A 25,177-nucleotide genomic window follows, 5' to 3' on the forward strand; every position below is an offset into this window, starting at 1 on the left:
CACGCTGGGGGCGTTCAGTTGAACTGCCCGGGTCGATAGTCGCCGGCAGGCTGCTGCGTGATGATGTTCAGCCGGTTCACCGCGTTCATGAAGGACACCAGGATCACCAGGGCAGTGACCTGCTCCTCGTCGTAGTGCTTGGCGGCGTGCGCCCACACGTCGTCGCTGACCCCGACGGCCGCATCCGCGACGCGGGTCCCCTGCTCGGCGAGCTCCAGCGCGGCACGCTCGGCCTCGGTGAAGACCGTGGCCTCCCGCCACGCCGCCACCAGGTTCAGCCGCACCGACGTCTCGCCGGCAGCGGCGGCGTCCTTGGTGTGCATGTCGACGCAGACGGCGCAGCCGTTGATCTGGCTCACGCGCAGCGCCACGAGCTCCTGCGTCGCGGTCGGCAGCGGCGACTCCTTGAGCACCCTGCCCAGCGGCATGAAGTGCGTGAAGGCCTTGCGAGCGATCGGGCTGGCGAAGTAGTTCAGTCGCGCGTCCATGGTGTGCTCCTCCGTGGGTGTCGGTGGCTACACCCCTGAGACGAGATGGCCCGACGCCCAGTGACATGGACGGACGTGACCTGCGCCTCATGCGATCTCTTTGGAGCGGCGAGTCGGCCGGAAGGGGTAGTGACCCGTCCGTGGACCTGGTGACCTTCCTTCTGGCCCGCGTCGCCGAGGAACACTCCGAGGCGTTGGCGGCAGGGAACTCGCGAGGCGTTGCCGACTCTCGGGTCAAGCGGTGGGTCGTGGCCGAGCACATGCCCGTGTCCGCCCCGAACGAGCCGACGCACTGCCGCGTCTGCCGACGTCCCGACGACCCGCTTGCCGGATACGTCCTCTCCCCGTGCCCGACGCTGCGCTACCTGGCCTTCGTCTACGCCGACCACCCCGACTACCGGGCGGAGTGGCGGCCCTGACCTTCCCTCGCCCCGCGTTCGATGCTCAGGCGGCTGCCGACGCGACGAGCAGTTCGCACGGGGCGACGAAGCCGTCGCCGGTCTCGAACTGCCCGAGGGCGTGCTCGATCTGCTCCCACACGGCGGGCCTGTCGCTCTCCGGGACGCCGGCGAGCATCTGGTGCAGGGCGCCGAAGGACTCCTGCTCGAATCGGACGCACTCGGCCGCCGACGGCAGGCGCAAGGGTGCGGGGACCGCCTCGACCCGGATGTCGTCGAAGCCGGCGGTGCTCAGGGCCTCGTCGAGGACACCCGGTGAGCCGAGGGTGAAGGGTCCTGGCTGGCCTGGCGCGGGCGCCGGGAGCTGGGCCGCGCGCCGGATGATCGAGACGGGGACGGAGAAGAAGGCGTTGCGTTCCGGCGTGGAGAAGACGATGGCCGCGATCCTGCCGCCGCGCCGCAGCGCCCGGTGCATTCCGGCGAGGGCAGCCCGCCGGTTCGGGAAGTACATGAGCCCGAGACGAGAGATCACGACGTCGAAGGACGCCGCCGGCAGGACGTCGAGCGCCTCCCCGTCGGCCTCGCGGGTCTCCACGTTCATCAGCCCGGCCTCGGCCGTGACCTTGGCGGCGTACGCGAGGATCCGCGGGGAGATGTCGGTCGCCAGGACGTGACCGCTGGCCCCGACCCGTCGTGCAGCCGCGAGGGTCTGTCCCCCTCCGCCGGCGGCGACGTCGAGCACGCGGCTGCCGGTGGTGACGTTCCCGGCATCGAGCATCTGCTCCGTTGCCGGGCCGAGCCATGTCTCCAGCGTGGGTCCCCAGCGGTGCCAGGCGTCGGCGGCGCTCTCCCACTGATGCCTGGTCGTGGCCTTGTACTGGTCGGGATCGAACGTCATGGCGCCCTCCGATCGGAGTGCACCCGACTTCCCGCACGGGTGCCGGTGAACGGGGATTGCGATCGTGCGCCGAGGCCGAGCCGGTGTCGATACCCGGTCACGTCGCGAGGGGAGGGCGAGGGCGGGCTCCGAGTGGCGTGTCCTACGACCAACGTCGTCTTCCCATGTCGATCCGACGCGTGGATTAGTACATGTATGGGGGACACCTCGCGCCGGCGGGATCGCTGACGGAACGGATCACGACCTGGATCTCGAGGAGAGACGTTGAAACCGATCAGAGTTCTGCGCATGGCGGCCGTGCCGGCAATTCTGCTGTCCCTCTTTACCGGCCAGGTCATCCTCGCGAACAGTGCGTCAGCTGTGACGGTCGCCAAAGCCGAACTGAAGAGCGGTCAGCTGAAAGTCGAGGGAGTGTCGACACCTGGCATCTTCACCATTGCCAGTTCCACGACGAGTTCAGCGGGCGCCCGCTCGGGTGCCGACGGCAGATTCGTCATCCAGGCATCCGATTTCACCGCTCCTGACTGCAAGATCACGGTTTCCGACGGTGGAAGGTCGCCGATCATGACCGCAGCCCTGTCCGGCTGCACGCCGTCCACCAAGCCGGTGACCGCGCCGGCCGCTCCGACCGGCACCTGCGTCATCACCCCGGCTGACCCGGCAACGCTGACGCTCAACCGGTCAACGAGCTACCTCTTCACCACTTCAGGCTGCAACACCACGTTCAACACGGGCGCCACCCCGACGCCGGTGCAGTGGAAAGTCGTGGCGGGAAGCATCCCCACCGGCATGACCGGCCCCAATTCGCAGGGCACGGACGCCGGCAACATCATCGGCACACCGACGGTGGCCGGCACCTACACGTTCACCCTGCAGGTGACCGACTCGGCCGACCAGCGCGACCAGGAGAACGTCACCCTGACGGTGGCCTGAACTCGAACCGGCGCCCGTCACAGCCGCCACCGTTCGGCATTCCCTCCACCTTGCGACCCGGTTGCCCGGCAGCGGCCGGGTCGCTAGGCGTTCCGGGAGCCAACCGGCTCCGTCATGTACGCGGTGACCGCGCTGGTTCTTGCTGTCGCCGGCGCGGTGGTGGCCCTGCCGCGGTCACCGGCGACTTCCCCCGGCCCCGGAGAGTGAGGAGCCGGTCGACGACACCAGAGGTCCGTGCCGCGCGCCGACAGTTCCGGGACGTCGACACGGCGAGCACAGAGTCCGGCCTCGCAGCGGGCACCGTACGGAAGTCTGAGCACCCGACCGCCGCAGGTCATACGACGTTGGATGACCACCGCGGGCTGCGCAAAGTCGAACCACAGACTCAGGTGCTGCAACTCGAACCCCTGACCCCACACTGCCCAGCCGTCAGATCCGGGTTCACAGCAGTTCACGGTCGTTCCGCCGGTGCTTTCAGCGCGCCTGTCGCGGAAGCCCGCAGAAAATTGCACCCGAACCACTGAACAACGGTGGGACGACGACAATGCACCCAAATGGCATACCGTGATGCCGCCTGCGCTGTCGATCTTCGACTCCCACATCGCTCTCGAAGTCCCTGCTCGAGGCCACCCAGTCTGCGAAACGACCATGCCGCCGGACGAGTGCGAAGTCGCATTGACGAAACGGTGACAGGAGCGTGACGGGGATGACCTAACGTCGCGGGTTGCGTACGCAGAGCGCGGCGACTTATCCGACGATGCCGAGTGGTGACGGTCCATGGCATTGATCCGCCCTCGGAGGCCCAGTGTGGCCTTGGTGGCCGCCGTCATCTTCGGAGCGATCGGGGTGTTCACCTTCTGGGTGGGCCTGCTGGATTTCCTGTCCGCCGCCAACCTGCAGTACAAGTTGATCGGGTTCGCGTTCGCCGTGGCCGGACTGGTTCTGCTCACGGGGAGCGCGGTTCTCGGTCGGGAGCAGTGGCGGAGGAAGCGCGGTCGCGTCGCGGCGGTCACCGCAGGCATCGCCGGGGCGTTCGTCGGCGGCTACCTGCTCTTGATGCAGTACCGGGCGCCCGGCCTTTCTCCGAGTCGACTCCCTCCGTTCCCGGCGTGGGTGCCGTGGGCCGGCATCGCAGTGGCCTCGGTCGCGGGCGCCGTCCTCGGGTGGATGAGCACCAAGGGCCATGCCGACGAACAGGTGTGGACCGCTTTCGGAAAGCCCGTGTTCGCCGGCGGGCTCTCCGTGACCGTGCTCTTGAGCGGGGTGCAGTGGTGGTACACGCAGCAGTACCAGCCGAACGCGACCCCGGCGGCACTGACGGTCACGACGGAGCTGAGGCCGGCGGCCTCGGCATCGACCGCCGCGGGCGCGGAGGACATGCCGAACCCGCACATGTTCGAGGGCACGATCACGGTCAAGAACGTCAGCGACGCCAAGGTGCAGATAGTCGCCTCCCTGTATCTGGTCACGAGGATCACCGACGCCCTGCGTGAAGGGATCGAAGGGATCAACGAGGTCGACCAGGAACGGCAGCAGGTGGCCTGCTTCCTCGAGGAGCTCGCACCCGTGACCGACCCTGAGTGCGACGACCCTGGAATCTTCCGGTACGGCCAGTTCAGCGCTGGGGATCCGAGGGGCGAGGACGACTATCCGATCTCCCGCACCACCACCCCGGGAACATTCCAGACACTGCAATTGGGAAAGATAGTCGATGACATGTCCTGGCTCGAGCCCGAGGAAGAGTTCGAGCACAACGTGCTCATCCACGTCCCGGAGGAGCAGGGGGAACCCCGCGCCCCAGACGAGTCCCCCACCCTGACATCGCTGGAACTGTCGGCATGGTTCGCCGTGGCTCAGGGATCGCGACTCGTTCTCGAGCGGATTCCGAGCCACGGGCCGGAAATGGTGCCGCAGGCCCTCATGAGCAATGAGGAGTACCGCGACTACAAGGAGGCGGCCAGGGCCGCCCAGCTCGATGCAGAGCCGGTCCAGGACAGCGCCAACAGCACGGCAACAGACGCTGACGCCACCGAAGAAGTGGAGATCGGACGTCGGCAGGCGTACTACGAGGAACTCACCATGTCGACGAGTCCGAGAGATGCTCCGCTCCCTGTGACAGGGGAGCCAAGGAGGACGCCCCGTCCATACCCGCACCGATACTCCGTGGTGGAGCGGCCGATCGAGGACTTGAGCACCCTCCACCGTCTCGTCTGGGGGTCTCAGGCCGTGGACACGGTGCAGGTCCTCAGCATGCGGCTGTACGACCCAGGGAATCCGTCCGCTCCCATCGATCTCACGGAGGTCGAACTGGCCGACATGGTCACGTGTATCAGCCCTGCCGGCACATTGGGGGACGCGGCCGAGGATTCCGAGATCCGACGCGACCCGACCGCGGTGTGCCCCGGATTCTGGTACTCCCTCGCTGACGACGAGGGGCGCCTGGCGAACGACTACGAGCGCCGATACCAGGAGATGGCCGATTACAGAAAGGACATGGCGGACTTCTACGGACTCGTCGAGACAGGGTCGGCAGACGTGGTGTCATTGACGACAGAGGCCGAGGCAGAGATCGCCGCGACCACGATGCCCGCGTCGCCATCGGTCCAGCCTCTGCCCAGCGAGGTCTTCCAGCAGTGCAAACCGGCGCTCGAGTCCGCGAAGCAGCTCACGGACTACTACAAGGAGAACATCCGGAGCGCCTTCGAACGCCATGCCGCCGGGATGAGTGGAGCGCCAACCCTGCAGGACGGTGCCGACGCAGCCGAGGTCTTCGACGCGTACGTCGAGCGAGCGATCAGTGCGCTGCTGGCCTGCAGCAACAGCGAGGCCCCGGAGGACAGTCCTGCGGCTTCCTGCACCAAGGCCGCGGCCAACGACATCGATGCCCTGAGGTACGCCCGTGACCTCGGTCAGGCATTGCAGGAGGCCGAGTCGACGGACGCCTGGCTCGCACGCGGACGGGATGCCGTGCAGGCGTACCAACGGGCCGAGGATGCGGTCGGCCCGTGGCTCGCGGCATGCCGCTGAGACAAGGAAACGGTGCAGAGATGGACGGCACACTGCTGAGCCAGCCGGATGGATCACGAGGCGTTCGGGCTCGAGGCCCGTCGTACCGACACGCTGCAGGTTCGTGGTGCAGACAGGTGCGGATGTGGTTCGGGCCCCGGCGTTCTCTGCATCCACGGGCAAGGGGGGCGGCCATGTCGACCACGCTCATCCGCCGGATCGGCTCCGCCGCCTCGGTCCTCGTGGCCTTCTTCGCCCTGATGCCGGCGGCTCAGGCGGCCCCGGCCGATGATGAGCGCGTCAACACCGAGGTGGCGGGCGTGCAAGCGGCGCTCGTGCGCATCAAGGTGATCACGGACGTGACCATCGCCCACATCAATCACTCGACGGGTGACGTGGTCATCCACCAAGGCACCTACGAGGTGCCTCAAGCTGAGGCGACCGGCGTGCTGGTCACCGGGGACGGCGTCGTCGCCACGCTGTACCGGTTGCTCCGGGAGAACCTGGACGTGGTCACCGTCCCGGCCGCCAACCGACTCTTCGTCGAACAGATCGGCGCGCAGTTGGTGGACGGGAACAACACGAGGGGTCGCACACACGCGACGGACCCCGCGCTGGACGAGCATCTTCAGCACTGCTACCAGCGGGTCGAGCACTGCGTCGTCGTCCCTCACGCGCGTTATGAGGTCGTGCTGCTCAGCGCGGACCAGCAGGACCCCGTTCCGGCCACCCTGATCAACGAGCCCTCCGGCCCGACCGACGTGGCCCTCCTGCGCGTCGGCGCCGGAGGCCTCCCGACCGCCAGCCTGTCCCCGACCGAGGAGGCCGTCGACGATGCGGCGGTCGTCGGGCTCACCTGGGCGGTCTCCCAGTCGAATCCGGGCACGCGCGCCTGGCAGCCCGCAGACGTGTCTGCACGCTTGAGGGGCAGCACGCTGACGGGGAGCCGGGACCTGACGACCTCGCTGGCGGGTGGGCTCAACGGCGGACCCGTCATCGATCGGGCCACCGGCGGCGTCCTCGCCCTGGCCGACTGCGACCCGGCTACGAACGCCGTCTCCGCGGTCGGAGCCGCCAGCGTCGAGGCTGCGCTGATTGCCGCCGATATCCCGACAGCCCGGTCCGGGTTCGACATCGCGTTCGCCGACGGGCTCACGCAGATGAACCAGCACGAGTACGCGGCGGCTGTCGAACGGTTGGAAGCGGCGACGACGTACTTCGACTCGGCTCTGGCCCGCCAGTACCTCGAGGTCGCCCGCGAGCGCGCCAATGCCGAGGAAGACGCCGCCGACACCCCTATCGCCGACGGCGGTGGGATCGCGTGGTGGATGTGGGGCTTGGTGGCGCTGCTGGTGCTCGCAGCCCTGGCCGCGGGGCTGCTGATCGGACGACGCCGCCGACCGGCCGGCCCGGACAACGGGCCCGCGCGTTCCCGGGCGGCCGGCCCCAGTTCCGACGGCGCCGACCACGATGTCGTCGCGCCCCCCCGCCCGAGGGATGGAACAGCCCCCGCGGAAGGGACCGCAACCGCTGCCCCGCGTCATGCTGACGAGTGAGCCAGCCGTCGCCCAGGAGCACGGCTCTCGGGCCTCGTGGCTGAAGATGAACGCCGCTCCGCTGTCCATGACGGCGACCCAGCACCGGTCGCGGAGATGGCCGCGACCGTGAGCGCGGATGAGGGCTTCTCCGAGAACGTGTATCCGTTCGGGAGGAGGGACGCGCCCCGGCCGGAGAGCTCCACTCCACCGGATGAGGACTCCCCTCCCGGCAACACGTCGCCCGCCTCCTCGACGTCGTCCCCAGAGCGGGTTGCCCCCGGGGACCGGCGACGCCGCCGGTGGCCGGTGTGGTCCGTCGTCGGAGTAGTTCTGCTGGTGGCCGCTGGGGTGCTTCTCGTGGTCTGGCGACCATGGGAGCGCGGGGCCGACCGGGTCACGCGCCAACTCGGGGTCGGCGGGTACTCGGCGGACGTGCCGCGCGACTGGGAACTGTGGCGCCGGCCGGGAATCGAAGGTCAGACCGTGTTGGCCCCCGCCGACTGGTCCGGGATCTTCCTCGGCGAGCCCAGCGCACGACGGGACGCCTCCCTCACGGTCCAACGAGACCCGGAATCGGTGGTCGGCCTGTACGTCGCCGAGAGGCCCCTGCTGGACGCGAGAGACCCCATCGGGCAGCGGGACCAGATCCAGGCGACGTTGCCCTCCGCCACGATCGCTCCACCGGGCGAGCCGACACAGCTGGCCGGCCGAGACACCAGCACGTTCGACGGGACTCTGCAATTGGCCTCGGGGGAGGTACTGCACCTCCACCTGTACTTGATGGAGGGACTGTCCCCGGTTCTCCTCGTGTTCTTCGCTCCCGCCGAGCTGGACCACGCGTGGGTGCCGACGTTCCGCGAGGTCACCACCTCGATACGGGAGTAGAGCGTCGCCCTCCCGAGGGAGATCGTCCGATGAGAAGGGTGGAGCTGAGGGACGGTCGTCGGCTCCCACAACCATCCGAGCAGCGGGTTCGCCGCCGCGCGAAGCAGCAGCGGACGAACGCGAACAGCCGCGGACTGCAACCGTCGAGGGCGGTCCGTCAGCGGCGGCGAGCCCCGGCAGTCAGCTCGTGTGCGCCGTAGCTGTTGTCGTCCGGGTTGACGGTGACGCCCGGCGCGAGGAGCTCGTCGATGCGGTCGAGCACGTCCGTCGACAGCCGGATGTCGGCCGCCGGCAGGTAGGACTCCAGCTGTTCCATCGTCCGGGGGCCGACGATCGCCGACGTGACGCCCGGGTGCTCGAGGACGAAGGCGATCGACATCTCGATGAGGGTCATGCCCGACTGCTCGGCGAGCTGGGCGAGGTCCTCGACGATGTCGAGCTTGCGCTGGTTGGCGGGACTGCTCATGTCGAACCGGGCGCTGGGCCGGGCGCTCGAGGTGGGGGTGCCGGCGGCGTCCTTGCGCCACCGCCCCGACAGCCAGCCGCCGGCCAGCGGACTGTAGGTGAGCGTCCCCATGCCGTACCGCTGGGTGGTGGGCAGGACGTCCTCCTCGATGCCGCGCACGAGGATCGAGTACGGGGGCTGCTCGGTGACGAACCGCTCCAGGCGCCGCTCGCGGGAGGCCCACTGCGCCTCGACGATCTGCGAGCCGGAGTAGGACGACGACCCGAGGTAGCGGACCTTCCCCTGCCGGACGAGGTCGGTCAGCGCGCCGAGGGTCTCCTCGACGTCGGTGTCCGGGCTGGGCCGGTGCACCTGGTAGAGGTCGATGTGGTCGGTGCGCAATCGCCGCAGCGAGTTCTCGACCTCGCGAATGATCCAGCGGCGGGAGCCGCCGCGGGAGTTCGGCTCCTCCCCCATCGGAAAGAAGAACTTCGTCGCGAGGACGATGTCGTCGCGCCGGCCCTGCAGCGCCTCGCCGAGGATCTCCTCCGAGACGCCGGCGGAGTAGACGTCGGCGGTGTCCACGAAGTTGATGCCGGCGTCGAGGGCGCGGTGGATGATCCGGATGGAGTCGGCACGGTCGTCGTTGCCCCACGGGCCGAACATCATCGCCCCAAGGCACAGCGGACTGACCTGCACGCCGGTGCGGCCGAGCGGACGGAATTCCATAGCGCGATCCCTACCCTGACCCGCGGGGGGCAGGCGTCGAATGCGTGCTCGGCGACCCGGGTGGCGGATCATGACCGCGGCCACCCGATGTGGAAGGGCGCGCTGGCGTGCGGTTCTGCGGGCCCGGCCTCACGCCGGCACGAACGGACGAGGGCCCAGGTGCGCCCATGGGGGCACGGGCACAGCAAGCAGGTCCGCTGCACCGGGCGCCATCACGTACGCCACCAACGTCGGCGCCACCAGTCTGAGGGGCAGGACGTGCTCGACACAGCCGGTGGCGAGGGCGGCGTTGGGCATGCTCGGCGCCGCGGCGTCACCCGGGTCCTGCGCGAGCACCCGGCCGCCGGCCCGCCGAACCGCGCGCACCCCCGCGGCCCCGTCGGAGAGGAAACCGGTCAGCACGACGGCCAGCACCCCGCCTCCGAATGCGCCGGCGGCGCTGATGAGGAGCTCGTCGGCCGTCCGGGCGGTGTCGCAGGGCCGCAGCGTCATGCGGCCGTCGGACTGCAGGTCCGCGGTGGTCCTCGCCGGCAGGACCGTGACGCCCGGCTGCAGGACGCCGGAGGCAGCGGTGTGCACCGGAAGGCCGCCCCGGATCTGCAGCAGGCGGGTGAGCACTCCGGGCGTGCCCGGGCCACGGTGCTGGACCACCAGGACGGGGACCGGGAAGTCCGCCGGCAGCCCGGACACAACGGTGCGCACAGCGACCACACCGCCGGCGCTGGCCGCGAGCACCACGACGGAGAAGCCCTCACGTCGGTCCGAGGTCGTGCCTACCGCCACCGACCGAAGGTACCCGACTATGTCAGGTGCCGGACATAGCCAGGAGAGCGTGTACCGGCACCCGACCGCCCTGGCCACCTGGTCGCTGTGTCAGGTGACGTGCACAGGGGTACCGGCCCTGCGGCGTGGCCCAGCCGTTCGCGCCGACACCCGGCACGGTGCCGGGTTGCGGCACGGCCTGCGGGTCGGGCCACGAACCGACCGGGACAGAGCCGACCACACTCCCGAGCCCAGGGACGTCCGCCCCAAGTCGGGAGCCGCCCCATGTCCTCGGAACAGCAGTCACCACAGCCCATGGCGCGGCTCGACGCCCGGCGCAACCTGATCCTCCGCGCCCTACCCGACGACGAGTACGAACGCCTGATCCCTGCGATGCAGCCGGTCTCGCTGCAGGTGCGCGATCAGGTCTACCTGCGCAACGGCAACATCGACGCGGTGTACTTCCCCGTCTACGGCGTGCTCTCCCTCCTCGCCACCGTCGAAGGCGAGGCTGTTATCGAGGTTGCCACCGTCGGCTACGAGGGCATGTCGGGGCTGCCTGCCTTTCTCGGCACGGCGACCAGCCCCCACGACGCCTTCTGCCAGATCGAGGGCGGCGCCATGTGCCTGCCGACCGACCGGATGCGGCAGATTCTGCGGGGCAACGGGGCACTGCACGACCTGCTGCACCGCTACACACAGGCCACGATCGTCCAGCTGTCGCAGGGCGTCGCCTGCAACCGGCTGCACACCACCGAGGAGCGCTGCGCGCGCTGGCTGCTGCAGACCCGCGACCGGGTGGGCGCGGACGAGTTCACGCTCACCCAGGAGTTCCTCGCGCAGATGCTCGGCGTGCGGCGCGGCACGGTCTCGCTGACCGCCGGCGTCCTGCAGCAGGCGGGGCTCATCCGCTACACCCGCGGCCGGATCACCATCCTCGCCCCCGAGCGCCTGCACCAGGTCTCCTGCGACTGCTACGACATCATCCAGGAAGAGTTCCGGCGGATCGGCTTGCTTCCGCACCCCCGGGACGACGGGACATCCGCCAGGTCGTGATCGGACGTCGGCCGTCCCACGTGCCCATGTCTGCCGCGTCGGCGTGGAGCCCGCCCGGTGCACCGTCCGCGTACCGAGTCGCCTGGTCGGCGCGCAGCTCCTCCCACGCGTCCAGGTCTGCCCACAGGGCGTCGAGCGCGGATCCCTGGGACGGTGCCGAGCCGCCCAGCGCCACCGACTCAGGACACGGCGGCCCGCACGAGCGCGGCGACCTTGTTCTCCACCTCGGGGGTCCACGTGACCACTGCGAACCCCACGGGCCAGAGGTCGCCGTCGTCGAGGTGCGCCGAGTCCTGGAACTCCAGGGTCGAGTAGCGCTGGCCGAACTTGCCGGCGTTCTTGAACGCCAGGACGACCTTGCCGCCCGCGTTGGTGTAGGCCGGCATGCCGTACCAGGTCTTGGGCGCCAGGTCGGGAGCGTTGGCGGTCACCGTGACGTGGACGCGCTCGGCGATCGCCCGGTCAGCCGGATCCATCTTCGCGATGCTGTCGAGCAGGGCCTGCAGCCCCTCGGCCTTCTTCGCGCCGCTCTTTCCCTCGGCGCGCAGTTCCTCCGCACGCTGCTTCATCGCGGCCCGCTCTGCAGCGCTGAAGCCGTCGGTCGTGTTCGTGCTGGTGTGGGTGGACATGCTGGTGCTCTCCTCTTCGCCGTCCGGCCTCGTCACCATGGTCCGGGACGAGGTTCGCGTGGATCTGTCGACGGAGCGTCGTGCTCCTTGATGGATTGACACGTCCCGGCCCACGTGTGTGACACCGGATCGACCGACCACCCCGTGGACGCACCCGGGGGCGGCGGCCGCACCACTCCGGCAGGGGATCGGGGGCTGTGCCCGGCATCTTCGGACAAGGCCCCGACCTGCCCCTCAGCCGTCGTCAGCCGGCCGTACGGCTCGCCGCGCCCGGGGTCGTATCGCTGATCTCTCCCGCGCCTTCAGGAAACAGCACCTCGCACGGGGCATCCGCCGACCGGAGCCCCCGCCGGTGGACCGCGGGAGGTGCCACAGACGTTTCCGCCATGGCTGCGCGGGCACGACTTGCACTGCGGGTCGAGGGCGACGCGGCGCCAGCCGAGGGCGCGTGGGCCGCACCGAGGAGGGCCTCTCCCTGTGGACGTTGCCGATCGCTTCACCACGGCCCTCGCCGCCGACCCCGGCGTCGAGCCGGACGATCAAGAACTGCTGCCGGTGCGGCTGGTGCACGCCGCGGCCGCCGTGCTGCCCGCCGACGGGGTCGGGCTGAGCATCCACGGCGAGGCGGACCTCCGCACGCCGCTGGCGTCCAGCAGCGAGGACGCCGCCACCGCGGAGCGGCTGCAGTTCACCGCAGGAAGCGGGCCGTGCCTGCTCGCCGCCGAGTCCGCGCTGCCGGTGTTCGCCACCGAGGACCTCCTCGCCCGGCGGTGGCCGCCCTTCCTCGACCTGCTCGCCACCCGGACGCCCTTCCGCAGTGTGCTGGCCCTCTCCCTGCCCGGTCGGTTGCGCGGCATGGGCGCGATGGACCTGTACTTCACGCGCCCCGACGGTGTGACCGCCATCGACGTCCTCGAGGCCCGGTGCGTCGCCGAACTCATCTCCGGCCACCTCGACCGGGCCGCGGACTGGTCGGCCTGGACGCCGACCGAGCAGCCGCCGTGGATGAGCACGCCGGACGCGCGGCGCCGCGGCCGACTGTGGCTGGCCGTGGGCATGCTCACGCTCGCCCTCGGGCGGCCGGCCGCGGACGCGCTCGCGTTGCTGCGCGGCCACGCCTATGCCGCCGGCCGGACGGCCGACGACATCGCCACCGAATTGGTCGAGCGCCGCCTGCATCCCGGCCAGCTGGGCGAGGACGCGGGCAGCGAACAGTGACCCGCCCGCCCGGGGCCACGGAGACAGCCCCGCTCGGCAGGCCGGCCCGACCAACCGTTCGCCGCTAGGACCGAGTCAGCCAATCCATCGCGGGACGGCGCCGGTCGGCGAACCGGCGGAGCGATTCGACCGTCAATCGACACCCCGCCGGGCAGTCGAACTCGACAGGACTATCCCCCCGCCAGCCAACGGCCGCGGGGCGCTGACATTGGGGACAGGTCTCCCAGGTGACACGCTCGTTCATGGCGCAACCCGAACGCCCAGGGCAGCGCTCGAGCCCGGCTGTTCGGGCACCGCTGCAGCGGGGACGCTACTCCTAGAGGCGCCTCCACTGATGGCTGAGGTCCGTCGCCGGAGCGGTCAGGCCGTATGGTCGTCCGTCGCCCTGTCCCGGTCAGCGGCCCCCGCTCGCGGCCTGATCCAGCTCATCGACTCCGACGAGCCGCCACTGCGCTGGGCCGCCGGCGCCGCCTTCGAGCAGGAGGCCACCCCTGACCCCTACCCTGCCAGGCCGTCATGATCAGGTTTATACGGGTTCACCGTCGTTCCGTAAGACGTTTCACCTGGGTCTTTGATCCTGTGCGAACGTCACCGAACGGCCTCGGACAAGTGCAATGGCAACCACAACTGCAATCAGCTCCCCCAGCTCTCAGCAGTGCTCATGAGTGGGAGAAGGAGTCTTGCCCCTTCTGCGAACAGGCTCAGGGGGCCGACGCGGCCGACAACGCCATCAGTGGGACGTCAAGAACGCGGGGCCTCTCGCTGACGGATCGTCAAGATCACAGAGTTCTGGCGCCCGGCCGGCTTCGAGCCGTGACGTCGGTAACCGATCGCCGCATGGCCGCCCGCGGAGCCCGCCGGCGTTTCGGATCAGCGATCCTGACGCGACCGCGACGCCGGCCCGTAGCTCCGCGGGACCGGCTTCGGCCGCTGAGGAACGGCAGTCACTGCAGTTCCACGAACCGCTCGACGTCGTCGGGGCGACCGGCGATGACGATCACGCTGCCGTAGGTGAGCACCGTGTCCATGCCGGCATGCGTGAACGACGCCTGTCCCTCCGGCTTGACCGACACGACGGTGACGTGGTGCTTCTTGCGCAGCCCGGACTCGCCGAGGGGGACGCCGACGAGCTCCTGCGGCGGCTTGGTCTTGGCGAACACCCACTGCGGGTCCAGTTCCACCCAGTCCAGCAGCCGGCCGGCGACCAGGTGGGCGACCCGTTCGCCCATGTCCTGCTCGGGGAAGACGACGTGGTGGGCGCCGACGCGCTCGAGAATGGTGGCCTGCTGGCGGCTGACGGCCTTCGCCCAGATGTCGCGGATCTCCAGTTCGGCGAGCAGCGCCGTGGTGAGGATGCTGGCCTCGAGGTCGTTTCCGATGGCGACGACCACGCGGTGGAAGTCGCCGATGCCGATCTCCTCGAGCGCGTCCGGGTCGGTGGAGTCGGCGGCGACGACGTGGCCGAGCTGTCCGGACAGGCGCTGGACGATGTCGGGGCGGCTGTCGACCGCGAGCACCTCGGTGCCGCCGCGGGCCAGTTCCAGGGCGAGGGCGGTGCCGAACCGGCCGAGGCCGATGACGGCGACGGGTTCCTTGTGACTAGCCAACGATGGTCCTCTCCTCGGGCAGCTGGTGACGGCGGGCACGCTCGCGCAGCGCCAACCCGGAGGCCAGGGTCAGCGGCCCGATGCGGCCGACGTACATGAGCACCACGAGCAGCACCTGCGCGGCCGCGGGCAGGTCGGCGGTGATGCCGGTGGACAGCCCGACGGTGGCGAACGCGGAGATTGTCTCGAACAGGACCTGGTCGAAGGAGAAGTCGCTGAGCGCCTCCATCAAGAAGGTGGAGACGGCCACCAGGCCGATGCCGAGCAGCGCGATGGCCAGCGCCTGCCGCTGGTTGGTGGCCGGGACCCGGCGGCGGCCGACCTCGACGTCGGGGTCGCCGCGCATCTCCGCCCAGAGCACGTAGGCCAGCAGGCCGAAGGTGGTGACCTTGATGCCGCCGGCGGTGCCGGCACTGCCGCCCCCGATGAACATGAGGGCATCGGTGAACAGCAGGGTCTCGGGCGCGAACGCGGCGATGTCGAGGTTGTTGAATCCGGCCGTGCGGGGCATCACCCCGGCGACGAACGCCGCCAGGATGCGGTCACCGGTCGGCAGCCCGCCGAGCGTGTCGGGGTTGCCGCCTTCGAAGATCAGCATCCCGGCCCAGCCGAGCACGAGCAGGACGACGGTGACGACGACGGTGATGCGGGTCAGGACAGACCACGTCCTCGGCCGCCGCCAGGTCCGGGCGAGCTCGAACACCACGGGGAAGCCGAGGCCGCCCACGATGACGGCCGCGGCGATGGGCAGGCTGATCCACGGGTCGCCGGCGAATCCGATCAGGTTGTCCCGATAGGGCGAGAAGCCGGCGTTGTTGAACGCCGAGATCGCGTGGAAGACCCCGTCGTAGATCGCCCGGGGAAGGAACTCGTCGTAGCCGACGGCGAACCGGACCGCGAGCACGGCCGCGACCACGGCCTCCGACGCGAGACTGAAGAGGACCACACGGCCGACGACCCGGCGGACGTCGGACGGGGACAGCGCCTTCGTCTCCGCCTGGGCGATCAGCCGCGCCCGCAGACCCAGCCGGCGGGACAGCAGCAGCGCGACGAGAGTCGCCAGCGTCATGATGCCCAGCCCGCCCACCTGGATGAGCAGCAAGATGATCGCCTGGCCGAAGCCCGACCAGTAGGTGCCGGTGTCGACGGTCACCAGCCCGGTCACGCACACCGCCGAGGTCGAGTGGAACAGCGCGGTGAGGATGTCCGCCCGGCCCTCTCCGGCTCGCGCGACCGGCAGCATCAGCAGCGCGGTGCCGACGACGACCGCGGCGGCGAACGCGGCGGCGATCACCCGGCCGGGGTGCGGCACGCCACTGGCCGAGCGGGACCGGCCGGGCCGGCCACGGAGGACGGAGGTCACCGCGGCTGCTCCTGTCGGATGCGACGGCTCCTGGACACGGCGCCACCCTGACACAGTGCCGCCCACGGCACGGCCGAAACCGGAGGCAGCCGGCGATGGCCAACACCGCCGCGACAGCGAACATCCCGACCGCGCCTGGAGCGTTCCACGGCTCGGCCGGGACGTCGTTCAAGTGAACGAACGGCGAGAACCAGCGCACCGCGCCCGGCCACCCGAAGGAGTCGGCGAACACCAGCAGCAGGTAGCCGCCGACCGCCGGTGCCACCCCGACCGCGAGCACGGCCGACGGCGCCCAGCCCCGCGCGGCCAGGGCCGCGCCAGCAGTCCGAACGGGGTGAGCCCTCATCCGCCGCAGGTGTGACGGTCCCTCAGCGCACTGCGAGGGCTCGACCGCGGGCGCGGCCTGGAGGAGCGAAACGCTGAGAACCCGCCTGCCACCCGCCGCTGACGACGGCGGACGCCGTGCCACCACGCAAGACACGGACAACCCTGCTCACAAGGGTGGAGCTGAGGGGACTCGAACCCCTGACCCCCACACTGCCAGGCCGTCTTGACCGCGTTCATCGCGGTTCGCCGACGTTCCGGAAGCCGGTTGAAGTGCACTTGTGGACGGCCACGAAAGTGAGCGCGCAACCGCGGACGACGCGAACTGCAACACAATTGCAACCAAGGTGGCCAGCCCTTAGCCACGCTCATCAGTTGCCTTCGCGGTAGGAGGGGCCGCGCCATTCAGTCCGCGTTGCCCGCTCGCACCCGCCCGTCGGAGACCTGCCTCAACGACCGTGAACGCCGTGGGTTGGCCACCATGGTGGCACCAAGGTCAGGCGGCCCGACCGGCCCGACCTGGCGCCGCCGACGTCCTGATCTTGGAATGGTTCGCTCCCTTGGCGAATGCCGACTGAGCCGTTCGAAAGAGAGGTGCGCACATTTGGCCGGGAGGCGCCCAGTGGCCATTGGCGGCCATATTGGATGCATAAAGGGTGCACGGAACTCGGCGGTTGAGCTCGCTCTGCGACCGGTCGTGCTCATGTAGGTCCGCGTCAGCCCTGGCAGACGTCGGGCACGGCCCGCTCGGCCATCGACCGGTCCCGCGCTGTCCCGGCGGGGAGCAGCGCGGGACCGGTCGGCGGTGGTCCTCCGCGTGAGATGGCTGCTACTTGGTGTTCCACCCCGCGTCGACCCGGTGCGTGCCGCCGGTGACGTAGCGGCCCGAGTCGGCGGTCAGGTAGAGCACCGCCTCGGCGACGTCCTCGGGCTGCACCCACGGCACCGGCAGCAGGTTGAGGCTCTGGAACGCAGGGGCGACGTCGTCACGACCCGGGTTCTCCAGGTCGGGCCGGAACAGCTTGTAGGCGCTCTCGTTCTGGATCAGCGTGGTGTCCACGTTGGTCGGGTGCACCGAATTCACTCGGATCCTGTCGGCGGCGAGCTCCTGCGCCAGCACCTTCATCAAGCCGACGACGCCGTGCTTGGCCGCCGTGTAGGCGACGGTGTTCGGGTTGCCGCGCAGGCCCAGCGCGGAGCTGATCAGGACCAGCGCCCCGCCGTCGCCCGTGCGCCTGATGTGCGGGATGGCCGCCTTGGCGGTCAGGAAGACACCGGTCAGATCCACGTCAACGACGTCGCGGAAGGCCTGCGCCGGATAGTCCTCCACCGGTACGTTCGGCCCCCCGATGCCCGCGTTGGCGACCGCGATGTCCAGCCGGCCCAGCTCGGCCACGCCGTCGGCGAGGGCCCGGGTCAGCGCCGCCTCGTCGGTGACGTCGACCGTGGCGGTGACCATACGCCGGCCGTACTTCTCGACCAGAGCGACCGTCTCCGCCATGTCCTCGGGGGTCGACACCGGCGCCGTCGCACCGGGAATCGGGCCGAGGATGTCGACGCCGATGATGTCGGCGCCCTCCTCCGCCAGCCGAACGGCCGTCGCGCGGCCGATGCCCCGCGCGGCACCGGTGATGAAGGCCACCTTGTTCTCGAGCTTGCCCATGACAGTCCCTCTCCTTCTGGCGCCTGAAAGACGCCGCTCAGTCGGTCCTGATCTCGCGCGGTCCCAAGCGCGAGCACAGACCGGGCCTCAGACGCGCGTGCTGATCGATGGGACGGCCGGGAGTCCTCGCACACCCACGATGCCGCTCACGGTGCGGGCCAGCGTGCTCAGCGCGTCCTTCTCGGTTTCAGCCGGCACCTCAGGGGTGCCTCGTGTGCGCTGGATCGTCGCCACTCCCTCGCTGACCGCCACGTTCCAGCAGCCGGGCTCACCGGTGTAGCTCTCGATCAGCCGGAGCAGATCGGCCCGGAGTTGCTCGTCCGGGCGGACCAGCGTGCGCACGAGGTCACGACGGCTGACGATGCCCACCAGCCTGCCGCTGTCGACGACGGGGATGCTGCGCAATCGCTCGTCGACGAAGAGCCGGGCGACGTCGGCCACGTCAGCTGTGGCCTCCACGGTCCGGACGTCCGCCGTCATCACCCCGCGAACGAGCGCCGGCGGAGGAACTGACCCGGTGTCCTCATCTCGGCGCAGGCGCAGGCGCGGGTCCGGCAGCACCCTGCCCCTGAGGACATCGGCCTCGGTGATGATCCCCAGAAGCCGATGCTCCTCATCGACCACGGGGACGGCCGCGAAGCCCCGGGTCGCCAGGATCTCGGCCACGGACTTGACCGACGTGTCCGGTGCGACGGTGACGACCTCGCGGGTCATGACGTCTCGAGCTTGCACGGTGCTCCTGCCTATGCGATCGGTTGACCAGGGGTGGCGGACCCTCGGCTGGTGCGGCGAATCCCTCGCCGCCGAACCCTGTCCGCGTCCCTTCGACTTCGACGATGCCCTGCCAGACGCCGCCCGACCAGGGACGACGTCGGACAGCTGTGACCGCCCGCATTGCCGGTCGTCGGCAATAACTGCCAAAGGAGCGAGCGTCCGGATGACTAGTACATGTGCCGGCCACCGGCACCCCGATCTCCGGCCGATCCGGCGGTCGGTGGTCGCCCACGCCACCATCGCCGCGACCTGGGCGCTCACCGCACGACCGCCCCTCTGCGTCTGCCGACACAGAGGGCTCGGCGGGATGAACTGCGGCGTCCAGCGCGGTTCAGTCCTCCTCTGACCAGCGCCAGAGGCGGCCGTGATAGGCCATCTCCACCGGCCGGCGCGTCCTCCGGTCCGTGAGGGATGGCGTCTGGGCCGGCGACCGGGTTGCTGTGCTGCGGCTGCTCCTCGGCAGCGGCGAGTAGCGCCAGACCGCCAACCCCAGCGCGGCAGCCGCGGCGACCACCAGCCCAGCGACCTGTGCGTCGAAGAGCACCAGGAAGATGGCCCCCCAGACGCCGCCGATCACCGCCACCGGCGCGTCGTCCAGCTCCCTCGGCACCGCCCTTTGCCGGACGTTCGCCCGCCGGCCGGGGCGGGCGGGCTCCTGGGCGTCCTCCGCCCAGAACCGCTCGACGTCGTCCCACACCCGCTGCTCGGAATCGCTGAGCACATCAACCTCCTTGCCGACACCCACCCTGCGGCTCGGCGGGACTGGTCGGCTACCTGCCCATCCGGTCGGACTTTGCGGCCCGGCATTGCCGGTCCCCGGCAACCCGTGCGTTCACCCGTTGCTCTGCCGCGACAGGGCGGGAGGCACGGTGCACGACGCGCCATGCTGAGCGGCGGCCTCCCGGTCGGGGCGCGCGTCGGCGTCTTGCTAGGAATGTCGTGGTGGCCTCCCGCCGTAAGCCACCCGATCATCGAGCGGACCGTTCGCTGGTCGCCGGTCACCGCTCGAGTGGCAGCCCGGATCGGCGGTCACGGTGGTCGCGCTCCCGCGGTGCCGTGGCGCCGGTTGACGAGGCCGCGAGGGCGACTCCGGCGATGCCGGCAAGCAGGCCCACGATGCCCACCATCAGGGCGGTGATGACCAGTCCGGGGATGCCGCCGTCGCTCGAGCTCGCGGCCGACGGGGTGGAGGACCGGTCGGTGCCGGCCTCCCTGGGCGCAGCGGCCAGGCTGAGAACCGGCGCCGGCTGGTCCGGCTCGGTCTGGCCCTCGACGGCGGGCTCGATCCAGGCGACGGTCGTCCCGTCGGAGTAGCCCTGCAGCGCTGGGAAGGTCAGTGCATCGACACCCTCGGGCAGCGGGCCTGTGCTGATGCTGAAGGCCTGGTACTGACCCGAGCCGATGCCATTGCCGGAGTCGGCCGTCCAGATCACCTCGGACACGGCCTCGGTGATCGTCGAGCCCTCGATCTCGATCGGCGTGTCCAACTGCGACGTAGTCGTCCTGGCGGTCCAGCCCGGCGCCGGCTTCACGCTGACGAACGCCAGCGGCGTGTCGGTCGGCAGCTGCACCCGCAGGGAGGTGGTCTCGGCGGTGTCGGACTCGTTCGGGACCCGGAACGTCAGCTCCGCAAAACCGCCGGGGGCGGCGTCCGGTGCGCTGACCGACACGTGGGCCAGCGCCGAGCCGACCCCCAGGGCCAGGACGGCCGCGATGACGCCGGCGACGACGGGAGCGGCCCAGCGCAGTCGAATGGTCACGGGTCCTCCTCAGGGCTGTTCCTGTACGGCCAAGGCCGTTCGGTCATTTCTCTGGCGAGCCGACGCCCGCAGTGCCGCACCGAAGGGTTGGCACAACGCAAGACCTGGTCCCCACCGTCGGGCTGATCACCGAGGCCGCGAGCAGCACCCGCGAAGTCCCGCGCCTCCGGCGTCCATCACCAGGGGAACGACGGCGGCATGTCCGCGGAGCCGTCTGCGGTGCCCTCCGTGGCGGACGAAGGGCTCTCCCGATCCCAGCGGCGCAGGAGGAGCCACACCAGAGCCGTCCCGAGTCCGACCACCGCGCCGGCGAGGAGCGCGCCGAGGACGACCAGGAGAGTCGTGACGTAGACGCCTAGGACCACCGCAGAGACGCCGGCGAGCACCGCGGCCGACACGTCCTCGAACCCGCTGGCATGCCGCTTCCGCGGCGCGTCCTGATCCACGTGGACGCGGGCTACCTGATCGGCCTCGGCCGCGTAGATGCGCTCGATCTCGGCCCATATCTGCTGTTCGCGTTGGCTCAGCACGTTTCCCTCCCGTGCTTCCACCGTGCCGCCCAGGTCGGCCCGCCGGCTAGGCCCGAGGGCGGTGACCTCCGGGAGGTTGTGATTGCCGGCCCCCGGCAACGACCTCAACCCCCACTGGTACCGAGGCCGCGGCTGAACCGCCGGCCGCACGCTGGTTCCCGACCTGAACTGGGAGGCGACTGCCCGCCGCCTCCCGAGTCGGCCAGCCAGGCGACCTCGCGGGAATCGCCTCCCCGCTCCGAGGCCCGAGGGACCGGCCCAGCGCTAGTGGGTGAGCTTGAGCCCGATGACGCAGCCGACAATGCCTGCCAGGAGGAGGACCCGGAGCGCCGACACCGGCTCCTGCCCTGCCCACATCGCATAGCCGGCGGTCAGGGCAGCACCGATACCGACCCAGACGGCATACGCGGTGCCGATCGGTAGGCCGCGCATGGCGTAGGCAAGACCCGCCATGCTGCTGGCGAGCGTCACCGCGAAGACGATGGTCGGCGCCAGGCGGGTGAACCCCTCGGACCGGCCGAGAGCCGTAGCCCACACGGCCTCGAGGACGCCGGAAAGGATCAGAACAAGCCAATACACGGTGTCTCCAGGGACGCCGTCTTGTCGCTGTCCGGGTACGGCGGCTCGTCCGGGAGTCCTTCTCCGGACTCACTTCCACCTTCTCACGAACGGCGCCGAGCCCGTGGTGATCGTCACCACGTGCCGGATCGTCTCGCTCGCCGTCCTCCGGCAATGACTTCGCACCACCCGCAGAAACCTTGCTACGACCCGCGCAGGCGATGAGACGCGTCACGGCGCAGCGCGTTCCGCGACGCCCGCAGCGCGCGACAGCCGGCTGGCTCCGTCTCCATTCTCGAGTTGCCGAGGGACGGCAACGACGGCCACCACCACGTGACCGGTGCACACCCTGTCTGGACGCGGAACGAGCCTGCATCGTCGTAGTCGCACAGATGTCGCGATGCGACCATTCTGAAGGGAGTGCGACCCATTGACTGCTCTGGCATTTTTCGGCCTCTTCTTCGCCGTGGTAGCGGCCGCCCGTCTCCACCATTGGGCTGGCAAGACCCGGGAAGCGGACCACCGACCTCGCGAAGCGCCACCCGCGCTCGCTGCAAGCCGGACGATGTGACGAGGCCGTGGAAGGCGACCTGGCCACGGTGGCTCTGGCCGCGAAGTCCGTTGACGCTCACTTGTCACCGCCGCTTCGACGCGTGAAGGACGCTCCCCATGCGCAAAGAGCAGCAGACGCTCTCATCGCCGGCAGGAGCCGCCTCCTCACAGCCACCGTGCTCGCGTGGATGTTCTGGGCGCCAGTGGCGAGAGCTACTCGATAACGCAATCGCCGCCTCAGAAATGGATCGCGAACTGCAACCCACCGGCTGATCGGGAACGCATGGCCGGCGACACGCCGCACGCCGGCTGATCACCTCCGGTCAGACCGTGGAGCCCGAACGGGATACGCCAACTGACCCTGTTCATCAGCACCTGGTCAAAGGACAGAGAGGAATTCACGATGCCGTCCGAAATGGTGCGGATAGACCGCCCGATCGTCCACGCAGCAGCGCGTCCAACGAGGGACCGGCGGCCGAACGACTCACCGCCCCTTCCGACGGCGGGGCAGGTGATGTCTCGTCATCCCGCAGTGGTCGATGCCGACACGTCGCTGTTCACCGCCTGGGGGCGCCTGCGCGGTGAGCACCATCGGCATCTTGTCGTGATCGACGACGGCGTGCGCCCGATCGGGATACTCGACGAGCGGGACATCGCCCTCGAGTGGCCGCCGGGTCCACTCGCAGCACACCACCTGCCGGTTTCCCAACTGCTCCGGTTCCGGACCGGGCCCCGGGTACGCGGCTCGGACGACCTGGCCAAGGTTGCACGAACCATGCTGGATGCTCGCACCGACGCGGTTCCTGTCGTGGACGAGGACGGCCGGTTGGAAGGCCTCGTCACGGTGCGGCACTACCTCGAGTTCATCGCGGCCGCTCGGTAAACGGCTGGTCATCGGCGTTCCATGGGAGCGCCGACCTGCCCGTCCCGGCGGCGACGGCCGACTGAGGTCAACCTCGCTCTGGCAGTCAACGGGGGTAGGTGGAGCCTGGGTGCGCTATGACACGGCCGGCGTCCCTGAGCGGGCGCTGACCTCGGGGAGCGAGCGGGCGGCGACCACCCCGGCCGCGCCGAGCAGAGCCAGGAACGCCAGCGCCGCCTCGGCGCCCAGCAGGGCCAGGGCGCTGGAGACGACGCCGGCCCCGAGCAGCAGCGCACCCATCAGCGTGTTCGCCACGGCCACGTACTCCGTGCGGCGGTCGCCCCCCGCCATGTCGACGAGGTAGGTCTTGCGCGCCATCCGCACGCCGGTGTGCGTCAGCGCCAGCAGCAGGTGGACCACGGGGTAGAGCAGCACCCACTCGCGCACCGCAGGGACGGCGAGCAGCGCCAGGAGCGCGAGGATGACCGCGGAGGCGGTAGCGGCGCCCGCGATCATCATCTGCCGACTGGAGCGATCGGCCCAGCGTCCGAAGGGGCGCCCACCCACGACGCTCGCCACGCCCGACGCGATGACGAACGCGCTCAGCCCACCCAGCCCACCGCCGTGCTCGGCGGCGAGAGCGACGACGAAGGGCGGACTCAGAGCGGAGACCAGCAGCAGAGTGCGCACCACGATGAAGCGCCGGAAGGCGGCGTCCACCCGCAGGAGCGTGACGGAGCGCCTGGCCCAGCCCGGACTCTCGTCCGTGATCGGGACGGCGTCCCCGGTCGGCTCGCGGATCCCCGCATAGACGGCGAGCGCCACGGTCCAGGCGAGGGCACCGGCGGCGAGCAGCGCGACGAGGGGTCCGGCGTCGCCGCCGTGGACGAAGCGGATGCACACACCGACGGTGATGGCGACGACGCCGGAGAGCACCGTGGCCAGCCCGGTGACCTGTCCCCGCTGGCCCTTGGGAACGGTGCGGCCGAGGACATCCTTGCCGACCAGAGAGTTCAGGGCACGAGAGAGGGAGAAGACGGCGAGGGCCGCGAGGATCGCAATGCCGGCAGCCGTACCGCTCGCGGTCGCCGCTGTGACGGCCATCGAGGCGGTGGCCAGCGCCTGGCCGGCCGAGCCCGCCACCCACAGCCACTTGCGCACCCGGTGGCGTCGCACCCACGGCACGAGAACCGCCTGGGGCAGCATTGAGCCGGATTCGCGGATCGGTACGAGCAGGCCCACCAGCACACCCGGAACTCCGAGCGCAGAGAACAGCCACGGCAGCACCGTCTTGGCGTTGACGATCTGATCGCCGGTGCTCTGGAGTCCCTGAGCGGCGATCTGGCGAAGGCCGTTGGTGGCAACGTCGCTCACGCGCGCGTCCGGGATGTCGGCCGCCTCCCCATCGGGTGGACGGACGAGCCGCCTGTAGAGGCTCACCATCGTCATCATCTGGTTCCCGTCCTGGTCGTCGTCCGTCTCAGCCCGCCAGCCCGCGGCGGACTCCGGCGCCGCGGGCGCATCGCTGGGCAGACCTCGCCGCATGGCGCCGGAACACGTCGGCGCGCGAGTCCATGGCCACTGGGCAGGAGCCACCGCGATGCAGCGACGGAACTCGTCACTGCTCCGTCCCGCGGGTGTCGATCCTGGGCCCAGCCGGTCGTGCTCGAGTCTGCCGGGGAAGGCGCGGGGTCTCGATGGCGACGACGGGACAGCTGCGTACAGCAATCACTGCCGGAGTCCGGCAAGCGCGTGAACTCGTCGCGCCGTCATGGTCAGGCCTCGATGCCCGGCACGTGCGGGCAGATCAGCTCGCGCTGCTTGCTGGACTCCGGCAAGCAGCCCGTCCGTGACATGGCCGGCCGACGCCATGGATGCCGGCCCCGAATCGGACGACGCTTGGTGTATCGCCACGACGAAGGGAGCCGATGTGACGACCGTTCTGATCCGCGGTGCAGAGTTGGAAGTTCCGGAGATGCGGTCGCCCGCAGCGCGGGCCCCAGCGATCCAGACGGTGGAGCCTGCCCGGGTACGGCCCGAAGACGTCGGAGTGCCCGTTGACGAGGGGGCCGCCTCCAGTCCGCCGATCGACATCGTCGATCAGTGGGGAATGCAGTCGTTCCCCGCCAGCGACCCGCCCGCGAACTGGTGACGGACGCATAGCGACGTCCTTCCCCGCTGCTCCGGTGAGCTGAGCGC

The 25,177-nt window shown here is 70.2% G+C and carries 23 protein-coding genes and 1 riboswitch; of the genes, 9 read left to right on the forward strand and 14 right to left on the reverse strand.

All coding sequences use genetic code 11. The annotated features are described in order from the left end of the window. Positions 1-14: 14 nt before the first annotated feature. The gene (locus ACWIYF_RS21860; RefSeq protein ID WP_448624928.1) at positions 15-488 is read right to left on the reverse strand and encodes a carboxymuconolactone decarboxylase family protein; all 474 of its coding nucleotides are present in this window, start codon (positions 486-488) and stop codon (positions 15-17) included. 89 nt (positions 489-577) lie between these two features. Here ACWIYF_RS21860 and ACWIYF_RS21865 point away from each other — a divergent pair, with 89 nt between their 5' ends. Then, a complete protein-coding gene (locus ACWIYF_RS21865; RefSeq protein WP_448628784.1) occupies positions 578-907 on the forward strand; it encodes a DUF6221 family protein in 330 nt (109 codons plus the stop codon). A gap of 25 nt (positions 908-932) precedes the next feature. Here the strand turns inward: ACWIYF_RS21865 and ACWIYF_RS21870 are convergent, their stop codons facing one another. Next, positions 933-1,784, reverse strand: coding sequence for a class I SAM-dependent methyltransferase (locus tag ACWIYF_RS21870; RefSeq protein ID WP_448624929.1), 852 nt, complete (start codon positions 1,782-1,784; stop codon positions 933-935). A 288-nt stretch (positions 1,785-2,072) separates the two neighbouring features. Here ACWIYF_RS21870 and ACWIYF_RS21875 point away from each other — a divergent pair, with 288 nt between their 5' ends. The 4 genes from ACWIYF_RS21875 to ACWIYF_RS21890 all read left to right on the forward strand — a co-directional run bounded on the left by ACWIYF_RS21875 (position 2,073) and on the right by ACWIYF_RS21890 (position 8,146). After that, positions 2,073-2,717, forward strand: a complete 645-nt coding sequence (locus ACWIYF_RS21875) for a PKD domain-containing protein (RefSeq protein ID WP_448624930.1) — start codon at positions 2,073-2,075, stop codon at positions 2,715-2,717. Between the two features lie 816 nt (positions 2,718-3,533). Beyond that, positions 3,534-5,744 (forward strand): hypothetical protein, encoded by a 2,211-nt coding sequence (locus tag ACWIYF_RS21880; protein WP_448624931.1) that lies wholly within the window; start codon positions 3,534-3,536, stop codon positions 5,742-5,744. Positions 5,745-5,917: 173 nt separating this feature from the next. After that, entirely contained in the window at positions 5,918-7,279 is a 1,362-nt protein-coding gene (locus tag ACWIYF_RS21885) for a trypsin-like peptidase domain-containing protein (RefSeq protein ID WP_448624932.1), read from the forward strand. A gap of 96 nt (positions 7,280-7,375) precedes the next feature. Then, complete coding sequence (locus tag ACWIYF_RS21890) at positions 7,376-8,146, forward strand: hypothetical protein (protein ID WP_448624933.1); 771 nt, start codon at positions 7,376-7,378, stop codon at positions 8,144-8,146. 157 nt (positions 8,147-8,303) lie between these two features. Here the strand turns inward: ACWIYF_RS21890 and ACWIYF_RS21895 are convergent, their stop codons facing one another. Both ACWIYF_RS21895 and ACWIYF_RS21900 read right to left on the reverse strand, forming a co-directional pair. After that, positions 8,304-9,320, reverse strand: a complete 1,017-nt coding sequence (locus tag ACWIYF_RS21895; protein ID WP_448624934.1) for an aldo/keto reductase — start codon at positions 9,318-9,320, stop codon at positions 8,304-8,306. Between the two features lie 129 nt (positions 9,321-9,449). Then, a complete protein-coding gene (locus tag ACWIYF_RS21900; protein WP_448624935.1) occupies positions 9,450-10,103 on the reverse strand; it encodes a chemotaxis protein CheB in 654 nt (217 codons plus the stop codon). A 264-nt stretch (positions 10,104-10,367) separates the two neighbouring features. Between ACWIYF_RS21900 and ACWIYF_RS21905 the strand changes: the two genes are divergently transcribed. Then, positions 10,368-11,138 (forward strand): Crp/Fnr family transcriptional regulator, encoded by a 771-nt coding sequence (locus ACWIYF_RS21905; RefSeq protein WP_448624936.1) that lies wholly within the window; start codon positions 10,368-10,370, stop codon positions 11,136-11,138. Positions 11,139-11,317: 179 nt separating this feature from the next. On the opposite strand, the gene ACWIYF_RS21910 is transcribed toward ACWIYF_RS21905, so the two are convergent. Continuing rightward, the gene (locus ACWIYF_RS21910) at positions 11,318-11,767 is read right to left on the reverse strand and encodes an iron chaperone (protein ID WP_448624937.1); all 450 of its coding nucleotides are present in this window, start codon (positions 11,765-11,767) and stop codon (positions 11,318-11,320) included. Positions 11,768-12,244: 477 nt separating this feature from the next. On the opposite strand from ACWIYF_RS21910, the gene ACWIYF_RS21915 reads away from it, so the two are divergent. After that, complete coding sequence (locus tag ACWIYF_RS21915; protein ID WP_448624938.1) at positions 12,245-12,985, forward strand: ANTAR domain-containing protein; 741 nt, start codon at positions 12,245-12,247, stop codon at positions 12,983-12,985. A gap of 944 nt (positions 12,986-13,929) precedes the next feature. Here ACWIYF_RS21915 and ACWIYF_RS21920 read toward each other — a convergent pair. The 8 genes from ACWIYF_RS21920 to ACWIYF_RS21955 all read right to left on the reverse strand — a co-directional run bounded on the left by ACWIYF_RS21920 (position 13,930) and on the right by ACWIYF_RS21955 (position 21,585). Continuing rightward, complete coding sequence (locus tag ACWIYF_RS21920) at positions 13,930-14,592, reverse strand: potassium channel family protein (RefSeq protein ID WP_448624939.1); 663 nt, start codon at positions 14,590-14,592, stop codon at positions 13,930-13,932. Next, positions 14,585-15,955: a TrkH family potassium uptake protein gene (locus ACWIYF_RS21925; protein WP_448624940.1), complete on the reverse strand. Its 1,371-nt coding sequence runs from the start codon at positions 15,953-15,955 to the stop codon at positions 14,585-14,587. The genes ACWIYF_RS21920 and ACWIYF_RS21925 overlap by 8 nt, the downstream gene beginning before the upstream one ends. Before the next feature lie 1,153 nt (positions 15,956-17,108). After that, entirely contained in the window at positions 17,109-17,942 is an 834-nt protein-coding gene (locus ACWIYF_RS21930) for a mycofactocin-coupled SDR family oxidoreductase (RefSeq protein WP_448624941.1), read from the reverse strand. 87 nt (positions 17,943-18,029) lie between these two features. After that, positions 18,030-18,656 carry a CBS domain-containing protein gene (locus ACWIYF_RS21935; protein ID WP_448624942.1) on the reverse strand — a complete coding sequence of 209 codons (627 nt, stop codon included), beginning with the start codon at positions 18,654-18,656 and terminating at the stop codon, positions 18,030-18,032. Between the two features lie 391 nt (positions 18,657-19,047). Beyond that, positions 19,048-19,437 carry a hypothetical protein gene (locus tag ACWIYF_RS21940; RefSeq protein WP_448624943.1) on the reverse strand — a complete coding sequence of 130 codons (390 nt, stop codon included), beginning with the start codon at positions 19,435-19,437 and terminating at the stop codon, positions 19,048-19,050. 277 nt (positions 19,438-19,714) lie between these two features. After that, complete coding sequence (locus ACWIYF_RS21945) at positions 19,715-20,476, reverse strand: YcnI family copper-binding membrane protein (RefSeq protein ID WP_448624944.1); 762 nt, start codon at positions 20,474-20,476, stop codon at positions 19,715-19,717. Between the two features lie 176 nt (positions 20,477-20,652). Beyond that, positions 20,653-21,006 carry a DUF3040 domain-containing protein gene (locus ACWIYF_RS21950; protein ID WP_448624945.1) on the reverse strand — a complete coding sequence of 118 codons (354 nt, stop codon included), beginning with the start codon at positions 21,004-21,006 and terminating at the stop codon, positions 20,653-20,655. Between the two features lie 264 nt (positions 21,007-21,270). Then, complete coding sequence (locus ACWIYF_RS21955) at positions 21,271-21,585, reverse strand: DMT family transporter (protein WP_448624946.1); 315 nt, start codon at positions 21,583-21,585, stop codon at positions 21,271-21,273. 10 nt (positions 21,586-21,595) lie between these two features. Beyond that, positions 21,596-21,659, reverse strand: a riboswitch (guanidine-III (ykkC-III) riboswitch). A 971-nt stretch (positions 21,660-22,630) separates the two neighbouring features. Here ACWIYF_RS21955 and ACWIYF_RS21960 point away from each other — a divergent pair. After that, positions 22,631-22,999 carry a CBS domain-containing protein gene (locus tag ACWIYF_RS21960; RefSeq protein ID WP_448624947.1) on the forward strand — a complete coding sequence of 123 codons (369 nt, stop codon included), beginning with the start codon at positions 22,631-22,633 and terminating at the stop codon, positions 22,997-22,999. A 114-nt stretch (positions 23,000-23,113) separates the two neighbouring features. Here ACWIYF_RS21960 and ACWIYF_RS21965 read toward each other — a convergent pair whose 3' ends face one another. Further along, a complete protein-coding gene (locus tag ACWIYF_RS21965) occupies positions 23,114-24,352 on the reverse strand; it encodes a hypothetical protein (protein ID WP_448624948.1) in 1,239 nt (412 codons plus the stop codon). A gap of 475 nt (positions 24,353-24,827) precedes the next feature. Here ACWIYF_RS21965 and ACWIYF_RS21970 point away from each other — a divergent pair, with 475 nt between their 5' ends. Next, complete coding sequence (locus ACWIYF_RS21970) at positions 24,828-25,130, forward strand: hypothetical protein (protein WP_448624949.1); 303 nt, start codon at positions 24,828-24,830, stop codon at positions 25,128-25,130. Positions 25,131-25,177 lie beyond the last annotated feature (47 nt).

The sequence above is a fragment of the Geodermatophilus sp. URMC 64 genome (assembly GCF_053502555.1).

Coding starts and splice junctions, on each gene's coding strand:
- ACWIYF_RS21905 (WP_448624936.1), top strand. CDS start 10,368: ATGTCCTCGGAACAGCAGTCACCACAGCCCATGGCGCGGCTCGACGCC.
- ACWIYF_RS21960 (WP_448624947.1), top strand. CDS start 22,631: ATGTCTCGTCATCCCGCAGTGGTCGATGCCGACACGTCGCTGTTCACC.
- ACWIYF_RS21860 (WP_448624928.1), bottom strand. CDS start 488: ATGGACGCGCGACTGAACTACTTCGCCAGCCCGATCGCTCGCAAGGCC.
- ACWIYF_RS21865 (WP_448628784.1), top strand. CDS start 578: ATGCGATCTCTTTGGAGCGGCGAGTCGGCCGGAAGGGGTAGTGACCCG.
- ACWIYF_RS21935 (WP_448624942.1), bottom strand. CDS start 18,656: ATGACCCGCGAGGTCGTCACCGTCGCACCGGACACGTCGGTCAAGTCC.
- ACWIYF_RS21875 (WP_448624930.1), top strand. CDS start 2,073: ATGGCGGCCGTGCCGGCAATTCTGCTGTCCCTCTTTACCGGCCAGGTC.
- ACWIYF_RS21885 (WP_448624932.1), top strand. CDS start 5,918: ATGTCGACCACGCTCATCCGCCGGATCGGCTCCGCCGCCTCGGTCCTC.
- ACWIYF_RS21930 (WP_448624941.1), bottom strand. CDS start 17,942: ATGGGCAAGCTCGAGAACAAGGTGGCCTTCATCACCGGTGCCGCGCGG.
- ACWIYF_RS21895 (WP_448624934.1), bottom strand. CDS start 9,320: ATGGAATTCCGTCCGCTCGGCCGCACCGGCGTGCAGGTCAGTCCGCTG.
- ACWIYF_RS21870 (WP_448624929.1), bottom strand. CDS start 1,784: ATGACGTTCGATCCCGACCAGTACAAGGCCACGACCAGGCATCAGTGG.
- ACWIYF_RS21890 (WP_448624933.1), top strand. CDS start 7,376: ATGGCCGCGACCGTGAGCGCGGATGAGGGCTTCTCCGAGAACGTGTAT.
- ACWIYF_RS21910 (WP_448624937.1), bottom strand. CDS start 11,767: ATGTCCACCCACACCAGCACGAACACGACCGACGGCTTCAGCGCTGCA.